General features: G+C 60.2%; 16 protein-coding genes. 12 read left to right on the top strand and 4 right to left on the bottom strand.

The window, feature by feature from the left end:
• The first annotated feature begins 6 nt into the window (after positions 1-6).
• The 4 genes from PQR40_RS34585 to PQR40_RS34570 all read left to right on the top strand — a co-directional run bounded on the left by PQR40_RS34585 (position 7) and on the right by PQR40_RS34570 (position 6,116).
• Positions 7-2,802, top strand: a complete 2,796-nt coding sequence (locus PQR40_RS34585; RefSeq protein WP_408510824.1) for an MGH1-like glycoside hydrolase domain-containing protein — start codon at positions 7-9, stop codon at positions 2,800-2,802.
• A 165-nt stretch (positions 2,803-2,967) separates the two neighbouring features.
• Positions 2,968-4,569, top strand: a complete 1,602-nt coding sequence (zwf, locus tag PQR40_RS34580; RefSeq protein ID WP_408337855.1) for a glucose-6-phosphate dehydrogenase — start codon at positions 2,968-2,970, stop codon at positions 4,567-4,569.
• Between the two features lie 35 nt (positions 4,570-4,604).
• Positions 4,605-5,405, top strand: a complete 801-nt coding sequence (locus PQR40_RS34575; RefSeq protein WP_408388405.1) for an ROK family protein — start codon at positions 4,605-4,607, stop codon at positions 5,403-5,405.
• A gap of 141 nt (positions 5,406-5,546) precedes the next feature.
• Entirely contained in the window at positions 5,547-6,116 is a 570-nt protein-coding gene (locus PQR40_RS34570; RefSeq protein ID WP_408337853.1) for a YbhB/YbcL family Raf kinase inhibitor-like protein, read from the top strand.
• A gap of 85 nt (positions 6,117-6,201) precedes the next feature.
• Here PQR40_RS34570 and PQR40_RS34565 read toward each other — a convergent pair whose 3' ends face one another.
• Positions 6,202-7,197, bottom strand: coding sequence for an aldo/keto reductase (locus tag PQR40_RS34565; RefSeq protein WP_408233911.1), 996 nt, complete (start codon positions 7,195-7,197; stop codon positions 6,202-6,204).
• 590 nt (positions 7,198-7,787) lie between these two features.
• On the opposite strand from PQR40_RS34565, the gene PQR40_RS34560 reads away from it, so the two are divergent.
• From PQR40_RS34560 to PQR40_RS34540, 5 genes are all read left to right on the top strand, one after another.
• Positions 7,788-9,980 (top strand): TonB-dependent receptor, encoded by a 2,193-nt coding sequence (locus PQR40_RS34560; RefSeq protein WP_408233914.1) that lies wholly within the window; start codon positions 7,788-7,790, stop codon positions 9,978-9,980.
• Between the two features lie 52 nt (positions 9,981-10,032).
• Positions 10,033-10,716, top strand: coding sequence for a Fe2+-dependent dioxygenase (locus PQR40_RS34555; protein ID WP_408510823.1), 684 nt, complete (start codon positions 10,033-10,035; stop codon positions 10,714-10,716).
• The gene (locus PQR40_RS34550) at positions 10,713-11,435 is read left to right on the top strand and encodes a PepSY-associated TM helix domain-containing protein (RefSeq protein ID WP_408510822.1); all 723 of its coding nucleotides are present in this window, start codon (positions 10,713-10,715) and stop codon (positions 11,433-11,435) included. The genes PQR40_RS34555 and PQR40_RS34550 overlap by 4 nt, the downstream gene beginning before the upstream one ends.
• 92 nt (positions 11,436-11,527) lie before the next feature.
• Complete coding sequence (locus PQR40_RS34545; RefSeq protein WP_408510821.1) at positions 11,528-12,217, top strand: nitroreductase; 690 nt, start codon at positions 11,528-11,530, stop codon at positions 12,215-12,217.
• Between the two features lie 29 nt (positions 12,218-12,246).
• The gene (locus tag PQR40_RS34540) at positions 12,247-12,561 is read left to right on the top strand and encodes a high-potential iron-sulfur protein (RefSeq protein ID WP_408233926.1); all 315 of its coding nucleotides are present in this window, start codon (positions 12,247-12,249) and stop codon (positions 12,559-12,561) included.
• A gap of 29 nt (positions 12,562-12,590) precedes the next feature.
• On the opposite strand, the gene PQR40_RS34535 is transcribed toward PQR40_RS34540, so the two are convergent.
• Positions 12,591-12,941, bottom strand: coding sequence for a DOPA 4,5-dioxygenase family protein (locus PQR40_RS34535; RefSeq protein WP_408510820.1), 351 nt, complete (start codon positions 12,939-12,941; stop codon positions 12,591-12,593).
• A 46-nt stretch (positions 12,942-12,987) separates the two neighbouring features.
• On the bottom strand, positions 12,988-13,461 hold the full coding sequence (locus PQR40_RS34530) for a GNAT family N-acetyltransferase (RefSeq protein ID WP_408510819.1): 474 nt from the start codon (positions 13,459-13,461) through the stop codon (positions 12,988-12,990).
• A gap of 929 nt (positions 13,462-14,390) precedes the next feature.
• On the opposite strand from PQR40_RS34530, the gene PQR40_RS34525 reads away from it, so the two are divergent.
• Positions 14,391-14,864, top strand: coding sequence for a hypothetical protein (locus tag PQR40_RS34525; protein WP_408510818.1), 474 nt, complete (start codon positions 14,391-14,393; stop codon positions 14,862-14,864).
• A gap of 103 nt (positions 14,865-14,967) precedes the next feature.
• On the opposite strand, the gene PQR40_RS34520 is transcribed toward PQR40_RS34525, so the two are convergent.
• The gene (locus tag PQR40_RS34520) at positions 14,968-15,861 is read right to left on the bottom strand and encodes a glutamate/aspartate ABC transporter substrate-binding protein (protein ID WP_408510817.1); all 894 of its coding nucleotides are present in this window, start codon (positions 15,859-15,861) and stop codon (positions 14,968-14,970) included.
• Positions 15,862-16,125: 264 nt separating this feature from the next.
• Here PQR40_RS34520 and PQR40_RS34515 point away from each other — a divergent pair, with 264 nt between their 5' ends.
• Complete coding sequence (locus tag PQR40_RS34515) at positions 16,126-16,401, top strand: hypothetical protein (protein WP_408510816.1); 276 nt, start codon at positions 16,126-16,128, stop codon at positions 16,399-16,401.
• The gene (locus PQR40_RS34510) at positions 16,398-16,850 is read left to right on the top strand and encodes a type II toxin-antitoxin system RatA family toxin (RefSeq protein WP_408510815.1); all 453 of its coding nucleotides are present in this window, start codon (positions 16,398-16,400) and stop codon (positions 16,848-16,850) included. Before PQR40_RS34515 ends, PQR40_RS34510 begins: the two co-directional genes overlap by 4 nt.
• The last annotated feature ends 17 nt before the right edge of the window (positions 16,851-16,867 follow it).

Raw genomic sequence — 16,867 nt, 5'->3', positions numbered from 1 at the left:
GTAGTCATGCCACCGCTGCGCGCTGCAAATCTGCTCGCCACTATTGAAGGTTCACGCCTGCACTCCGCCGATTGTGCCCATTGGCAGCGCTGGGGGCCGTATCTCAGCGAGCGTCAGTGGGGTACGGTGCGCGAGGATTACAGCCCGGACGGCACGGCCTGGGACAACTTCCCGCACGACCATGCGCGCAGCCGCGCCTACCGCTGGGGCGAAGACGGCATTGCCGGTTTCGGCGACGACAAACTCAGCTGGTGCGTGTCGCTCGCGCTGTGGAACCGCAAAGACGCGATCCTGAAGGAACGCCTGTTCGGCCTCACCAACGCGCAGGGTAATCATGGTGAGGACGTGAAGGAGTTGTACTTCTACGTCGACGGTACACCTACACATTCGTACATGCGGATGCTCTACAAGTACCCGCATGCCGCCTTTCCATACGACGACCTGGTGCAGGAAAACGCGCGACGTGGCGGCGACATGCCCGAGTACGAGATCCTCGACACCGGCGTATTCGACGATTTGCGTTACTTCGACGTGCAGGTCGAATACGCGAAACATGCGCCCGACGACATCCTGATGCGCGTGACCATCGAGAATCGCGCGGATCAGGCGGCCTCGCTCGATGTGCTGCCGCAGATCTGGGCGCGCAATTCCTGGTCGTGGAAGGAGAACAAGGACAAGCCGTCGCTCGTCGCCAGCAAAGACCACAACGGTGAAGCCCAGGTGGTCGGGCGGCAACATGGCCACGAGCCGATCGTCGTGACAGCGTGGTCGAAAGACGCGCCGCAGATGGCGTGGCTATTTTGCGAAAACGACACCAACGTCAAGCGCCTGTTCAACATGGACGGCACCGGGCCGTTCAAGGACGGCTTTAACGATTACCTCGTGCACGGCGAGGAACAGGCGGTACGCCGCGACGCCGGCACCAAGGCGGCCGCGCACGCGGCGATAGAACTCGGCCCGCAGGGCCGCGCTGTGCTGTACATGCGCTGGCGTCCACAGTCGAGCCCCGATGACGCGCAACTCGACGCCGAGGCGGTGTTCGCTCACCGTATTGCCGAGGCCGATGAATTCTATGGCGCGCTGCAACACGAGATCGTCGATCCCGACGCACGCCTGGTACAGCGCCAGGCGCTCGCCGGCATGCTGTGGTCCAAGCAGTATTACCAGTACGACGTGCAGCGCTGGCTCGAAGGCGATCCGCTGCAACCCAAGCCGCCTGAGTCCCGCAAACGCGGCCGCAATTCGGAGTGGCGGCATCTGTGCAACGCGGACATCGTGTCGATGCCCGACAAGTGGGAATACCCGTGGTACGCGTCGTGGGACCTGGCGTTTCACGCGACTGCGTTCGCGCTGATCGACCCAACGTTTGCCAAACGTCAATTGCTGCTATTGGTGAAGGACCGCTATCAGCATCCCAACGGCCAACTCCCGGCCTATGAATGGGCGCTTGGCGACGCGAACCCGCCTGTGCATGCCTGGGCCGCGTGGCGCGTCTATGAAATCGACCGTGCGCTCACCGGCAAAGCGGATCGTGATTTTCTGGAACTCGTCTTCCACAAGCTGTTGCTGAATTTCACGTGGTGGGTGAACCGCAAGGATGCCGACGGCCGCAACGTTTTTCAGGGTGGCTTTCTCGGGCTGGACAACGTCGGCATCTTCGACCGCTCGTCGCCGCTGCCGACCGGCGGTCATATCGATCAGGCCGACGGTACCGCATGGATGGCCGCGTACGCGCTCGACCTGATGCGGATCGCGCTCGAACTCGCGTATGCAAACCACGTGTTCGTGGATATCGGCGTGAAGTTTTTCGAGCACTTCCTGTATATCGCCGAGGCGGTGAGTTGCGACGACGATTGCGATACCGGTCTGTGGGACACGGAAGACGAGTTCTTCTACGACAAACTGCGCCTGCCCGACGGCAGCAATATTCCGATGCGCCTGCGCTCGATCGTCGGCCTGATTCCGCTGTTCGCCGTGCACGTTCTCGAAGAACGGTTGCATGGTAGCTTGCCCGGTTTGCGCGAGCGGCTCGTCTGGTTCCTCGAACATCGCCCCGATCTGGCGAAGCTGGTGTCGCGCTGGAATGAGCCCGGCAAGGGCAATGCGCTCCTGCTCTCGCTGTTGCGTGGGCATCGGATGAAAGCGTTGCTGCGCCGTGCGCTCGACGAAAGCGAATTTCTCTCCGATCACGGCGTGCGGGCGCTGTCACGATTCCATCGCGACAATCCGTTCGTGTTCAACCACAACGACACCAGCGTTACCGTCAAGTATTTGCCGGCCGAATCCGACACGCGCGTGTTCGGCGGCAATTCGAACTGGCGCGGTCCGGTGTGGATGCCGGTGAACTATCTGCTGATCGAATCGTTGTACGAATTTCATCGCTATTACGGCGACGATTTCCGCGTCGAATATCCGACCGGCTCAGGGCAGAAGTTGTCGCTCAGCGAAATCGGCGACGACCTGGCGCGCCGGGCAACCACCCTGTTCCTGAAGGACAAAAACGGCGAACGTCCGGTGATGGGTGCGTATCCGCTATTGCAGGCCGACCCGCGTTCGCGCGATCTCGTGCTGTTTCATGAGTATTTTCATGGCGACAACGGGCGTGGCGTGGGCGCGTCGCATCAAACCGGCTGGACCGGGCTGGTGGCGTTGCTCCTCCAACCGAGGGCGATGGCCGCGTCCGGTAATGTGCCGCTGGCAGGCGAGCCGGACCGGGCGCCTATGCCCGCGTCGACTTCCGCGCCAGCGCCCGCATGCCCGCCCGGATCCACGCCTGAACCTGCACCGGCGGTGACCAAGTAGCGAGCGGTGACCAGGTAGCGAGTAGCGACCCAACCGCGCGAGGTTACATAAGCCCTACGGCGCGCGGGGCGGCCAGGTTTAGTGCTTGTTTTTGAACTGTGTGGGTTCAAGCGTGGTCTTTCATGTACCGCCACGTCCGTTCCATTGGCTTCTTAAGCGAATCCCATGTCGACTACTCCGAACACCCCAACTTCCACCACCCGCGAACCCAGTTGCAAAGTCAGCGCGAGCCCGCATGATGCGCCGCCGTCGCCGGCCGGCAAGCGGCCTGCGCCGCCGTGCACACTGGTGATCTTCGGTGCGGGTGGCGACCTGACTAAACGGCTGCTGATGCCGGCGCTCTACAACCTTGCCGTGGATGGCCTGCTCGACGGTGGCATGAAGATCGTCGGCGTGAATCACGGCGAGCGCGAGACGAGCGAATGGCGTGACGACTTGCACAAGTCGCTGCAACAGTTCGCCGCCGACAAAGCCAGCACCTTCCACGCCGGCAAGCTCGACGACAAAGCGTGGGACTGGGTCGCACAGCGGCTCGAATATATGGCCGGCGAGTTCGAAACCGACGACACCTTCACGAAGCTCAAGCAAAAGCTCGATCAATCGCCGGGCGGCAACGTCATTTTTTATCTGGCGGTCAGTTCGCATTTTTTCAAACCGATCGTTGAGCATCTCGGCAAGGCGGGTTTGCTGAAAGAAGGCGAGGGCGGCAGCGGCGGCTTTCGCCGCATCGTGATCGAGAAGCCGTTCGGCACCGATCTCGCGTCGGCGCGCGATCTGAACGCGCACATTCTGTCGTACGCGGACGAGTCGCAGGTGTATCGCATCGATCACTTCCTCGGTAAGGACACCGTGCAGAGCATTCTCGCGGTGCGTTTCGCGAATGCCTTGTTCGAACCGATCTGGCGGCGCGAATATATCGATAGCGTGCAGATCACCGCGGCCGAAACGATCGGCGTCGAGGGGCGCGGCAAGTTCTACGAGCAGACCGGCGCGTTCCGCGACATGCTGCCGAACCACCTGTTCCAGTTGCTCGGCATGGTCGCGATGGAGCCGCCCAATTCGTTCGATGCCGAAGCCGTGCGCGACAAAAAGGCTGAAATCTTCGACGCGATCCAGCCGCTGACTGCCGACGACGTCGTCTTCGGTCAATACGAAAAGGGTCCGGCGGGCGTCGGTTATCGCGAGGAACCGGACGTCGCACCAGGCAGCACGACCGAAACCTACGCCGCTGCACGCGTATATGTCGAGAACTGGCGGTGGGCGGGCGTGCCGTTCTATCTGCGCACCGGTAAGCGGCTCGCTGCGCGCCGCACGGAAATCTCGGTGCAACTGAAGCCGGTGCCGTTCCGTCTGTTTCGCGATACGCCCGTCGACGCGCTGACGCCCAATGTGCTGACCTTGCGTATCGATCCCGCGCATGGCACGAGTTTCGACTTCAATGTAAAAACACCGGGGCCGGTGATGCAGATCGGCGCGGTGCAATCGTCGTTCGACTATGCGGACTTCTTCGCGGAACAGGCCAACGTTGGCTACGAGACTTTGCTGTACGACTGCATGCTCGGTGACGAGACACTGTTCCAGCGGGCCGACAGCATTGAAACGAGCTGGGCCGCGGTAGACGACGTGCTGCACCCGAAGACCGGTGGCGCGATGCCGGTACGCGGCTACGCCGCCGGCAGCGAAGGCCCTGCGGAAGCGGATGCGCTGCTCGCACGCAACGGCCACGCGTGGCGGCCTTTGCAAAAGAATGCCATCGAAAAGAAGTAACTCCATGAGATGCACCAACACAATCGGGGGACACCGTGGCCACACGTAAGACGAAAGTAAAAAGCAGTACCGAGCGGATTCTGGCGATCGATGTCGGCGGCACTGGCTTGAAAGCCGCAATCATCGATGCAGACGGGCAGATGAAAACCGAGCGTTTGCGCGTGGCGACGCCGCATCCGTGCACACCGGATCAACTGGTGGATGCATTGGTGAAGCTGGTCGAGCCGCTTGTCGAAAAGGAGCCGCCCACGCTGATGTCGATTGGTTTTCCTGGCGTGGTGCGCAACAACCGCATACTGACGGCGCCGCACTTTGGCGTTGAAGGCTGGCACGACATTCCGCTAGCGGATTCACTGGCGCAGCGCCTCGGCGGTCTGCCGGTGCGAATGATCAACGACGCGGAGATGCAGGGCTTTGCCGCAATCGAAGGTCATGGGATCGAGCTCGTGCTGACGCTCGGCACGGGCGCGGGCACGGCGCTGTTCCGCGATGGCGAGTTGATGCCTCATCTCGAGCTTGCGCATCATCCGGTCAGCAAGAAGGGCGTGGCATACGACGAGTACATTGGCGACGCGGCACGCGACAAGGCAGGAAATAAGCGCTGGAATCGCCGGGTCCAGAAAGTGATCGAGATTCTTGATTCGCTGGTGAACTACGACAAGCTGTGGATTGGCGGTGGCAACGCGGCGCGGCTGACGATCAAGTTGCCCGCGAACGTCGCGACGGTATCGAACGATGCAGGGATCGAAGGTGGCGCACGCCTGTGGCATCCGAAGTCTTTGCGTGAGACGCGGCAGTTGCCGGAAGCCAATAAGCGGACCGGCCCGTTCAAGTGATAGGGGATTGGCTGACGGATTCGTTGCGCGTCGGCGGAATAAAGCACTCGGTCAATACGTTTGGCATCAATGGTCGTGGCGCGCCTTTGCTGCGCTACGGCCCTTTTCAGGTTGGCTAACTTTTACCGGGGACGACCTACGATGATTCGAAGCGAAAACACTGGCGTTGCACGACGCCTGTTATTTTCCGGCTTGTGTGCTGTGCTGATTTTTTCTGCGACCGCTGCCCGCGCGGCGGATGCATTCGCGCTGTCGTCGCCGGGATTGGCCGACGGCGGCACGCTGGATTCGAGCCACGCGGCGAGCGCGAATAATTGTGGTGGCGGGAATGTGTCGCCCGCTCTGCAATGGCGAAATACGCCTGCCGGCACGAAGAGTTATGCGATTACTATTTTCGATCCGGACGGCGCCAAGGGATTGGGAATCGTGCACTGGGTGCTATATGGCGTCGCGCCTTCGGCCACCGGGCTGGGTGCCGGTGCCGCGCCGCCAGCCGGTAGCGTGGCGGGAACGAACCGGACTGGCGGCCCCGGATATTACGGGCCGTGTCCACCGGTCGGCGAGGTTCCGCATCATTATGTCGCGCAGGTTTATGCGCTTGATTTATTGCCCGACGCATTGCCGGCAGGACTGACACGGGACGCGTTGCTGGCAGCGATGAAGGATCATGTGCTGGCTGCCACCAGTACGGTGCTTCGATATGGGCGGTGAGATTTTCTGCCTTTGCGGCGGCGGCCGGGTAAATGCAGCCGCCGTCAAAGGCAACACTCGAAGGCGGCACTCGAAGTGCTGCACATTATCTGGCCGCGTCACCCCATCGATATTCAAAACTCACTTCATCAAGCTGCGCCTTGACTTGCGCATCGAGCACAAGCTCCGAAGCCGCGAGCGTATCGCTCAACTGCTCTGCGCGACTGGCGCCGATAATCGCCGACGTAATCAGCGGATTAGCCAACACCCACGCAAGAGAAACCCGAGTCAAAGACTCGCCGGTCGGCGCAGCGATCGCCTTCAGCTTCTCGATCGTTTCGAATTCGCGCTTATGCCAGTACCGCTCCTGGTACATCGCCCCGGCCTTCCCGACGACATCGGTAAACCGCCCGGACGCCGGCGCGGCATCCATCCGATGCTTACCCGTCAGCAAGCCACCTGCCAGCGGGTTATAAGGCATCACGGCTAAATGCTCTTCGGCCGCCAAGGGCAACAATTCCCTCTCGATCTGCCTGAACAACAAGTTGTAGCGCGGCTGCACGGATACGAACCGCGACACGCGCAAAACGTCAGCGCGACCCAACGCCCGCGCCAGCCGATAGGCGAGGAAATTCGACACGCCGATATAGCGTGCCTTCCCGGATCGTACGATCGCGTCCAGCGCCTCTAGCGTCTCATCGAGCGGGGTATTCGCATCGTCGGAATGGAGTTGGTACAGGTCCACGTAATCCGTGCCGAGCCGCCTTAGCGATGCATCGACCGCATCCAGTAGATGCTTGCGCGATGCGCCTTGATCCCATGCTGCCGGCCCCATCTTGCCCACGGCCTTCGTCGCCAGAATGAAGCGGTCGCGTTTGCCCTTCAGCCACCGTCCGACGATCTCCTCCGTGCGGCCGGCAATACTCTCGCCGCCACCGAGCGGATAAACATTGGCGGTATCGATGAAATTCACGCCGGCGTCCGCTGCCGTATCGAGAATGCGATGCGAAACGTCTTCTTCAGTCTGCAGGCCGAAGGTCATCGTCCCAAGACACAGGCGCGAAACGGTCAGGCCGGTGCGGCCGAATTTGCGGTATTGCATGGTCAACTCCGAAGATGGGCGGAACAGTTGCGGTATGCGGTGTTGCAAAAAGGATAAACGGTGTGGCGATTTCGTGTTCGGCCGCCGACGCTTTCTGGTTTGACAAATCGTCAGGATTTAGAAAGTTTGTCGTGCTGTTCAATTTATCGGCGCGAGTGGAAACGCCCTTGCCGCTGAGGCACATTACTTGGGGCGTGGCGTCGGCTCCGTCATCAATTGGCAGAAGTTGACGCGCTTATCCCTGATATACGCCCGCTTACATATTCATCTAACGAATAGCTAAAACCGTCTTGTAGTGGGCCACTGAATATTACAGATACGTAATACATAACTCATGACGAGGCATTGAAAATTACATATCCCATACGTTAGTAAAAAACGGAAATAATCCGATTACGCCCGGTAAGGTTTAGCGCGATTGATGCGTCTTTATGCATGTGGAATGATAGCGATTCTCATTTAACCACCAGCCAGCCATCCCGTCGTCTTCGCTTCGAGCAGGAGACAGGCAGCCAGCCAAATTGCGACTTTGTCATTGATCCCATGTCGAGCATGCGGAGCTGGCAAGCGCACTTCCGACGGGATTTCCCATGTTCAATCACACGCCGCTTGCGACTGCGTTAGCGTTAGCTTTTGCCGTTCCATTCGCCACGCCCGCCGTAGCGCAGACCGCTCCGCAAACCGCGTCGCAGCCGTCGGCTCAAAACGCGGCGCCGAGCGCAGCAACCGATAACGCGACCTTGCCGACCATCGGCGTCGCGGGGCAAGCCGAACAACAGGATTTCCAGGCGGAACGCTCGAGCGTCGGCGCGAAGACGCCCACGGCGTTGCGCGACATTCCGCAGACCGTCACCGTTATCAACAAATCCGTGCTGGCCTCACAAGGCGCCACGTCGTTCCAGGACGCGTTGCGCAATGCGCCGGGCGTGACGATCGGCGCGGCCGAAGGCGGTCAGATCGGCAACAACATCAACCTGCGCGGCTTTACCGCACAGAATGACATCTATCTGGACGGCTTCCGCGATCGCAATCAGTACTATCGCGATACCTTCGACCTCGAGGAACTCGAAGTGCTGTACGGCCCGTCGTCGATGTTGTTCGGCCGTGGCTCGACTGGCGGCGTGATCAACCAGGTGAGCAAGAAAGCGAACCTGAAAGATTCAGCGGAAGTCACGACCATGGTGGGTACCGACGATCGCTATCGCACCACTGTCGACGTGAACCATAAGCTGACGGATACCTCGGCGATTCGCCTGAACGCATTCGGCCAAAGTCTGGGTTCGACGCGCGATGTGATGAAGAACAAGGACTACGGCATCGCACCGGAAGTGCGCTTCGGCATCGGCACGCCGACCGAAGTGACGATCTCCGCGCTGATCCAGCACAACTACGACATGCCCGACTACGGCGTGCAGGCGTTGAACGGGCATCCTTCGCCCGTGCCCAAGAACACCTTTTACGGTCTGACCACTGACCGCACGATCCAGGACGTGCAAACCTTCACCGCCGCGATCAAGCACAAGTTCTCCGACAGTCTCACGCTGAGCAACCAGACGCAGTTTTCGCATTCACTGACCGACGCGCGCGAAACCGCGCCGCAGTCCGTGTTGACGGGCCCGCTGGCCAGCAGCACGGCGCTCACTAACGGCAATTACACGACGCTGTCGCCGTCGCAACTGTTTATCAAGTTGCAGAGCCACGACCGTGTCATCGAAAACCATTCGCTGTACAACGACACGATGCTCGAATACAAGTTCGACACCGGCCCGGTCAAGCATGACCTGATCGCCGGCATCGAACTCGGCCACGACAGTTATTCGAACCAGGCGTACACGCGCAACAATTTGCCGGTTGTATCGATGGTGAATCCGGCGTATCTGTCGTCGCCCGCGGGTGTGACTACGACAGTCGGCAATTACGCCGATTCCGGGTCGAATGAAATCGCGGCCTACCTCAACGACACCGTATCGCTCGGTCAACACTGGAAGGTGATCGGCGGTTTGCGTTGGGACCGCTTCCAGGCGCAGATCCACAACTCGATCACCCTGCCGAATTACGCGAGTCAAACCAACTTCTTTACCAGTGTGCGCGCCGGCGTGATTTACCAGCCGACCGACTGGCAGTCGTACTACGTGTCGTATGGCACCTCGTTTGATCCTTCGCTTGAGGCGTTGACGGTGACCAACCTGACGCAGAACCTCGCACCGGAGTCGACCCGGTCGTATGAAGTAGGCGGCAAGTGGGACCTGTTGGGCGGCAATATTTCGGTAAACTCCGCGTTCTTCCGCGAGGAGATGACCAACGCCCGCACGCAAGTTTCGCCGACCGAATATGAACTCGACGGCGACGTGCGCGTCGACGGATTCCAGGCGGGTGTCACCGGACACATCACCGACAAGTGGCAGGTGTTCGGCGGCTATACGTATATGGACGCCGTCATCCTGAAGGCGCTCGACGGAACCCAAGGGCACGTGCCGGCCAACACGCCGCGCAACACGCTGACGCTCTGGACCACCTACGCGATCACACCGCACTGGGAAATCGGCGGCGGCCCGACCTATATGTCACCGCGCTACGCGTCGAATACGAACTACGTGCAGGTGCCGGGCTACACCCGCTGGGACGCGACTGCCGCGTATCACGCGAAGCAATACGACGTCCGTCTGAATCTGCTGAACCTCACCAACAAGCAGTATTACGACGCGCTGATTCCCTCGGATGGTGGCCGTTCAGTGCCGGGCATTGGACGCACGCTGCTGGCGACACTCGACTACCGCTTCTGATGTCGCGTTCGACCGGACGCCGCGCACAGGAAGCACGCAAAGGAAACCCAACATGCTGCTGCACATTCCAAATGTACTGAACGCCGAGCAGTTGCGCTTCGTGCGCGAGCGGCTCGACAGCGCCGGCGACGCATGGGTCGATGGCCGGGCGACCGCTGGTTACCAGGGCGCGCCGGTCAAGCGCAATCAGCAGATCGCCGAGCATTCGCCGCTCGCGCGAGAGATCGGCGACGTGATCCTCGCGTCGATCGAGCGCAACCCGTTATTCATCAGCGCGGTGTTGCCGAATCAGGTGTACCCACCGCTCTTCAATCGTTACGAAGGCGGCATGGAGTTCGGCAGTCACGTCGACGGTGCGGTGCGTGTGCTGCCCAACGGCGTGAAGCTGCGCACGGATGTCTCGGTGACGCTGTTCATTTCCGAGCCGGGCGAATACGACGGTGGCGAACTCGTTGTCGAAGACACCTACGGCGTACAGCAGGTCAAGCTGCCGGCGGGCGACATGATCGTCTATCCGGCCACCAGTTTGCATCAGGTCACGCCGGTCACACGCGGCGCCCGTCTTGCCAGTTTCTTCTGGGTGCAAAGCCTCGTGCGCAGCGACACGCAGCGCGCTTTGCTATTCGATATGGACACGGCGATTCAACGTTTGAACGCCACGCATGCCGACGATGCTGCGCGCCGCAGTCTGGTCGGCTGCTATCACAACCTGTTGCGTACCTGGAGCGAAACGTGAGCGTACCCGAGGTTATTGAATTCCAACCCGCCGAGGTCGTCGACGTCGCGGCGAGCGAACCGCGGCGGCCAGGCCGCGGCGAACTGAAAGCACGGCAGCAGCGCTCGCGCCGCGCGACCTTCGTCAAATGGCTGCGCAAAGTACATGGCTGGATCGGCTTGTGGGGCGCGGCGTTGGGTTTGCTGTTCGGCACCACGGGCTTTTTCCTGAATCATCGGGGCGGGCCACTCAAAGTGTCGACCGGCGAGCCGCAGGTGTCGGTCGTGCAGGTGCCGCTGCCGCAACCGGCGCCGCAGACGCCGCGTGAACTTGGCAAGTGGCTCAAACATGAACTCAACCTGACCGGCAACCCTGGACGCGCACAGAAAGAGCCCGCCCATCCGGTCGCGTGGGGCGAACGCAGCGTGATCCAACCCGAGCACTGGCAGCTCAGCTTCGCGTCGCCGCATGAAAACACGTCGGCCGAGTATTGGGTCGGCAACGGTTACGTGACCGTCAAGCGCAGCGAAAACTCGTTTCTCGCGACGCTGACGAATCTGCACAAGGGCGTCGGCTTGAGCGTCGGCTGGGTGCTGCTGATCGATACCCTGGCGGGCAGCATCATTCTGCTGTCACTTACAGGTGTCCTGCTTTGGACAGAGCTGAACAAACGCAAAACGGTTGGCGCAGTGCTGGTGATGGGATCAATCGTCGCCGCCGTCTGCATGGGGTTGATTTAAAAACGTGCTGCAAGCCTGCAAGCGGAAAACCCGCTGCTCGCGCTAGAATCTTCGCAGACCGCCAAACTGTTGGCCCTGCCGGGATTCCGCTGATGACCACACCTGCCAACCAAGTCGACGCCGCACTGATGTCGCGGCGTTCGATCCGCGCCTTTCTGCCCACGCCGGTTGCGCGCACCGATATCGAAGCGATTCTCGAAGCCGCCAGCCGGGCGCCCTCCGGCACCAATACCCAGCCGTGGAAAGTGTACGTGGTGACGGGTGAGTCGCTGGCGCGCCTGTCGCAGGCTTTGGTCGCAGCGTATGACGATCCTCAGCGCGACGCGCTGTATCAGGAAGAATATCGCTACTACCCGCATGAATGGGTGTCGCCCTATATCGACCGCCGCCGCAAGATCGGCTGGGATCTGTACGGCCTGTTGGGCATCCAGAAAGGCGACAAGGCGCGCATGCACGAACAGCATGCGCAGAACTACCGGTTCTTCGGCGCACCGGTCGGCTTGTTCTTCACGATCGAACGGGTGATGGAGCGCGGCAGCTGGCTCGACTACGGCATGTTCCTGCAAGCGATCATGACGGCGGCGCGCGGCCGTGGCCTCGACACCTGTCCGCAGGCTGCGTTCACGCCGTTTCATCGGGTGATTGCCGAGCATCTCGGACTGCCGGCCGAGGAGCAACTGGTGTGCGGCATGTCGCTCGGTTTTGCCGACGAAAACGCACAGGTCAATACGCTGCGGACCAACCGGGAACCAGTTGAACGGTTCACGCAGTTTCTCGATTGACGAGCGTCACTTCTCCCCATCGGACCACCATGAAAACTTCGCGCCGCAATTTCCTGATGCTGAGCGTGGGTGTGAGCTCATCGCTCCTGCTGTCTCGCGTCGCGTTCGCCGACGACACCGCAAACAAACTGAGCGAAGCCGATCCGAAGGCGCAAGCCGTTGGCTACACAGAGGACGCATCCAGGGTCGACAAGGCGAAATTCCCCGACTACGCCGCCGGACAAACCTGCGGCAACTGCTCGCTGTTCCAGGGTAAGACCACCGACGCCTACGGCGGCTGCACGCTGTTCGGCGACAAGCAGGTCGCCGCGCGCGGCTGGTGTAGTTCGTATTCGAATATCTGACCGGGCACGCGGCCGCGCGCCGGTATGGGTCAGTTCAAGGCGCTCAGCACCAGCTCGTGCGAGTGACCGATCCACACCGCTGCATCACGGTGGTCGCGCAAGGCATCGCCGGTATTCGGATGCAGAAAAATATCGAGTGCGTCGTGATTCAGCGTGAGCCAGCCGACCAGTTCGGCGAACTGCTCCTGCGTGAATGCGAGCTGATACGACCACATCGGATGCGGCCCGACGGGGCGCTCGTGAAAGCGGCCCATTTGCAGCTTGCCGTTCCAGTGCGCCTCGATTTGCTCGCGAAAGGACCACGCGGCGTCGCGGCTGCCTGAATCGAAATAAACGTGAGCGTGCCAGCTTTCGATCGCCGAGGTGTCGCGAAAGGTCATAACAGGGTCCATTGCGTGTCGCTCTGTATAAGCGGTTATCAGACACTCATTCTGCTTGAGTTTCCGCCGACGCGCTCGGCGCGCGTCTCATGTGGAACTGTATTTCATCTTCGCCGACGATCTCGAAGCCGAGGCGTTCGTACAGGCGCCTTGCGGGATTGCCTTTGAGCACCTTGAGCGAAACTGGCAACGCGTCGCCCTGTGCGGCCAGCAAGACCGTCCGCAGCGCCCCCGCGCCGATACCGCGCCCTTGATGCGCCGGCGCGATCTGCAATTGCACGACGACCCATTCGCTCTCGGTACGATGCGCTTTCAGCAAACCGGCTGGCGCACCGTCGATGCAAATCACCTGTGCCGCGTCGTAACGGTGCAGCAGACGCGCGCGATGTCCGGCATCGTCAGCGGGTTCGCCGGCACGCGTCAGGTGCTCCGTCATGGTGGCCTTGCGCAAGTCGAACAGAAAGGGCTCGTCCGCCGCTAGCGCCGGACGCAGGGTGAGCGAAGGTTCTTGAGCAGACATGCTGGTAACGTTTCCAGTGTGCGGGTGGCTAGTAAGAATGGTCGTGAATTGTCGCGCCTGCAGCGTTTTTTTACCACGCTTCCCACGCCCCTATGTACCGGCCGCTCAACTTCATCGCCCGACGCACGCGCGGGTGCTGGCAGTTGGAGTAATCGGGCCGGATGATGTGTCGCCGTACGCGTCTTTTTTCTGGCTCACATCTGACGAAATCGCCCCGCTGCGCCGATTCAGCGAACTAGCCTGCCAATTCCCCTCCTTTCGCGCAATTGCACTCGGGCGTGCTCACATAAACTGTTTTCCATGGAGCGACAAGTCACCGCGCCCATCGACGCGGTCTTCCCCCGCGTTGTTTTGAACCGTACCGTTGATGGCAGTTTGCCGCGGTTGTCTGACGTGGCAGGGCAGTAAAGCAGTAGGAAGTCGAAGCAATGCAGCAGCGCGCAATCAAAGCAACTATGCGCGCGAATCAGCAGGGGGTTGCAGCGAGGTGAGGTTGAATACGAGGGGCCGAGCTGTAACGCAGTAGCAGTTCAGGTAGCAACAGCTTTATTAGTTTGTGATGGTTATAAGGCCGGCAAGCATCCACGCGCCTGTACGGCTCTTCCATCCTGTCTGACCCTGTTCCCTCGCGGGAACGGGGTTTTTTTTCGTTAGTGCGGCCAATGCGACTTGTATTTAGCCGGTCCGAACTTATATGGCAGCGTTGCATGTCGGGTGCACCGTAGCGGAAAATCTGCTCGGGCATGGCGAGATGCCACGCAATCGAGATTTTGGTTTGTTTAAGTCTGTCTTAATAGTTGCTTGCCATGATGGTTATACAGACTCACGTTAGGGGCCTGTCAAGCCGCCGGCACATCGGCGGCGTTTGCCACCGGAGAGCACAGCATTCGGCGGCAAAGCCGAGAGTTAGCGAAGGAGGTTGAATCGATATGTCCAGTAAATCGCGAGTCCGCAAGCACACCCAGCCGGCCATGTCCCCGCTATTGCGGGCGCTGACCTTTAGCCGTACCGCCCACGAGCCGGTCACCGCAGCCATGCTCCTGCAGTGCTACACCGCCCTCGATGCATTCCGGCGCGGCCAGGGCTCGCGGGATTTGCACCTGACCCTGAGCCGGCATCTGCTGGTGTCGCAGGAGTTGGCGCGTCTTGGTCTTGGCGAAGACGTTATTGCCGATATCGAAAGCGCTCATGCGGCGATGGTGCAGCTCGACGCGCGTGAGCATCACGACGGCGCCTGGATTCTCGATGACAGCGAATACGCCCGCCTTTGCACAGGGCTGGCGATTCTGGACGGGCAACTGTCCGTCGCGTCGTTGAGCGAGATCGCGAGCGCGGAAGCGAAGATGATCGAGGGACTGATGAGATCTGCCCACACGAAAGCGATCGTCGAAGCGGTGGTTTAAAACCCACGTCTGTTTTTTAGGCCGAGAACGCGCAAATCTACGCGAGCACGCTGAAACGAAAACGCCCCGCATGGGGCGTTTTGCTATTTCAGCGTTCATTTCCTTAATCGAAAGCCTTGTCGTTCGGTGACGCATAGAGCTTGTGCATCGCGTCACTCATCGGGAAATCGAAGTTGATGTTTTTCGGCGGCACCGGCTTCATAAACCACTTGTCGTACATGGTTTTGATCTCGCCGCTCTTCATCGCGGCAGTCATTGCGTCGTCAACCAGCTTTTTGAACTCGGGGTCATTCTTGCGAAGCATGAAACCGTACGCTTCCGAGGATTGAGGCGTCCCCACGATAACCCAGTCGGCCGGCTGGGCGGTCAGCGAACGTGCACCGGCAAGCAGAACGTCGTCCATCATGTAGGCGACGGCGCGTCCCGTTTCGAGCGTGACACGGCCTTCACCGTAGTCTTTCGCGCTAATGATCTGCATGTTCATCTTCTTCTCCTCGTTCATTTTCCTGAGGAGGCGTTCAGACGTTGTGCCCTGATTGGTCACCACGGTTTTTCCGGCAAGGTCGGAGAAATCCTCGATTCCGGAGTCTTTGCGCGTCAGCAGTCGTGTCGTGGCAACAAAGAACGTATCGGAAAACGTGACCTGATTTTGCCGTGAAGTCAGGTTGGTGGTGACGCCGCACTCAAGGTCGACGGTTCCGTTCTGAACCAGCGGAATCCGGTTTTGCGAGGTGACAGGTATGAAGCGGACGCGTAGGTCTGGGTGTCCCGTCTTTGCCTTGACCGCGTCGATAATCTTGTTGCACAAGTCTTGCGAGAACCCGATGACCTGGTTATTGGCATCGACATAGGAGAACGGCACAGACGTCTCCCTGTGACCGATTGCAATCAGGTTCACGCTCTGAACCTTCGCCAAGGTCGGTTGTGCATCCTGGGCCGGGACGGCTTGCGAAAAAATCGCAAAAGCTGCGAGAGCCAGTAGCGACGCGTATTTCATGACAATCTCCTATCGGTTTCAGCAGAACTATAGATCGAATCGACGCCCCGCCTGATACATATGTTGCCACATAAAAATTATCAACAACATATGTTAACTACCAATATGAGACTTCGACCGCCTGTCGTGCGCGAGCATCGAGCATCGTCAACCGGCCGAACCGCATGCCTTTAGCGCCCGCGCTCCGCGTCTCTGGCGCTGTCAAAGACCTGCGCTAAACTCCAGAAACATTCGGCGACGACGATTTATAAGGAGGTTGATGTCATGGCGCCCTCTGATTTTCTTGTGGCCACTCGACAACTGGCCGCCGCCGCCGAGCTTCTGGCCAAGGCCGGTCCGCAGGACCGCCGGTTCGATGCGTTCGAAATGCTCGCGTTCTTTCGCCGATACGACCAGGTTGGTTTCGGTTTGGAGGCGGTCGTGGTGTCGAATGACGAGCTGTTCGCTCTTACTGCGCAGGCCGCGCTTACCATGGCGGGGCGTAACGAATTTCTGGCGTCGCACGCGCTTCTTGAACAGGCCCGGTCGCTTTTGCAATGAAATTTTCCGTCAGCACAGTGGTGTCAGGAAGCGCCGATTGGCTCTTCGCGCTCTCTCAGGACTACTCCCGCCGACGAGAGTGGGACCCGTTTGCATCTCGCTCTGAATTACTCAATGGGGCGGCGGTGCCTGCGGTCGGTGTCGAGGAATACATCGAAAGTGCCGGTGGCCTGGTTATGGTGTCGCGCTATGTGTCGTTCCAGCCACCGCACGTGGCGGCGGTCTCGATGATTGAAGGACCACGTCTGCTGGCCCGCTTCAGCGGGGGATGGAAATTCCGGCAGATATCTCCCATGCACTGCCGTGTAACGTTCACATACAACTTCAGGACGTCGCCGATTTGGCTTCGCTGGGTGATGGAACCGATTGCCGGCCTCTGGTATCAGAGACAGACACGCGCACGGCTGAATTGTTTCAAGGCGTGGGCCGAGGCCGACTCTACCGAATAAACGAATAGCAGAGTCAG

Origin of the sequence: Paraburkholderia sediminicola (assembly GCF_046026855.1) — a bacterium.
Taxonomy (GTDB): domain Bacteria; phylum Pseudomonadota; class Gammaproteobacteria; order Burkholderiales; family Burkholderiaceae; genus Paraburkholderia; species Paraburkholderia sediminicola_A.
Note: the sequence above shows the minus strand (reverse complement) of the source record. Positions and strands in the feature narration are given on the sequence as shown.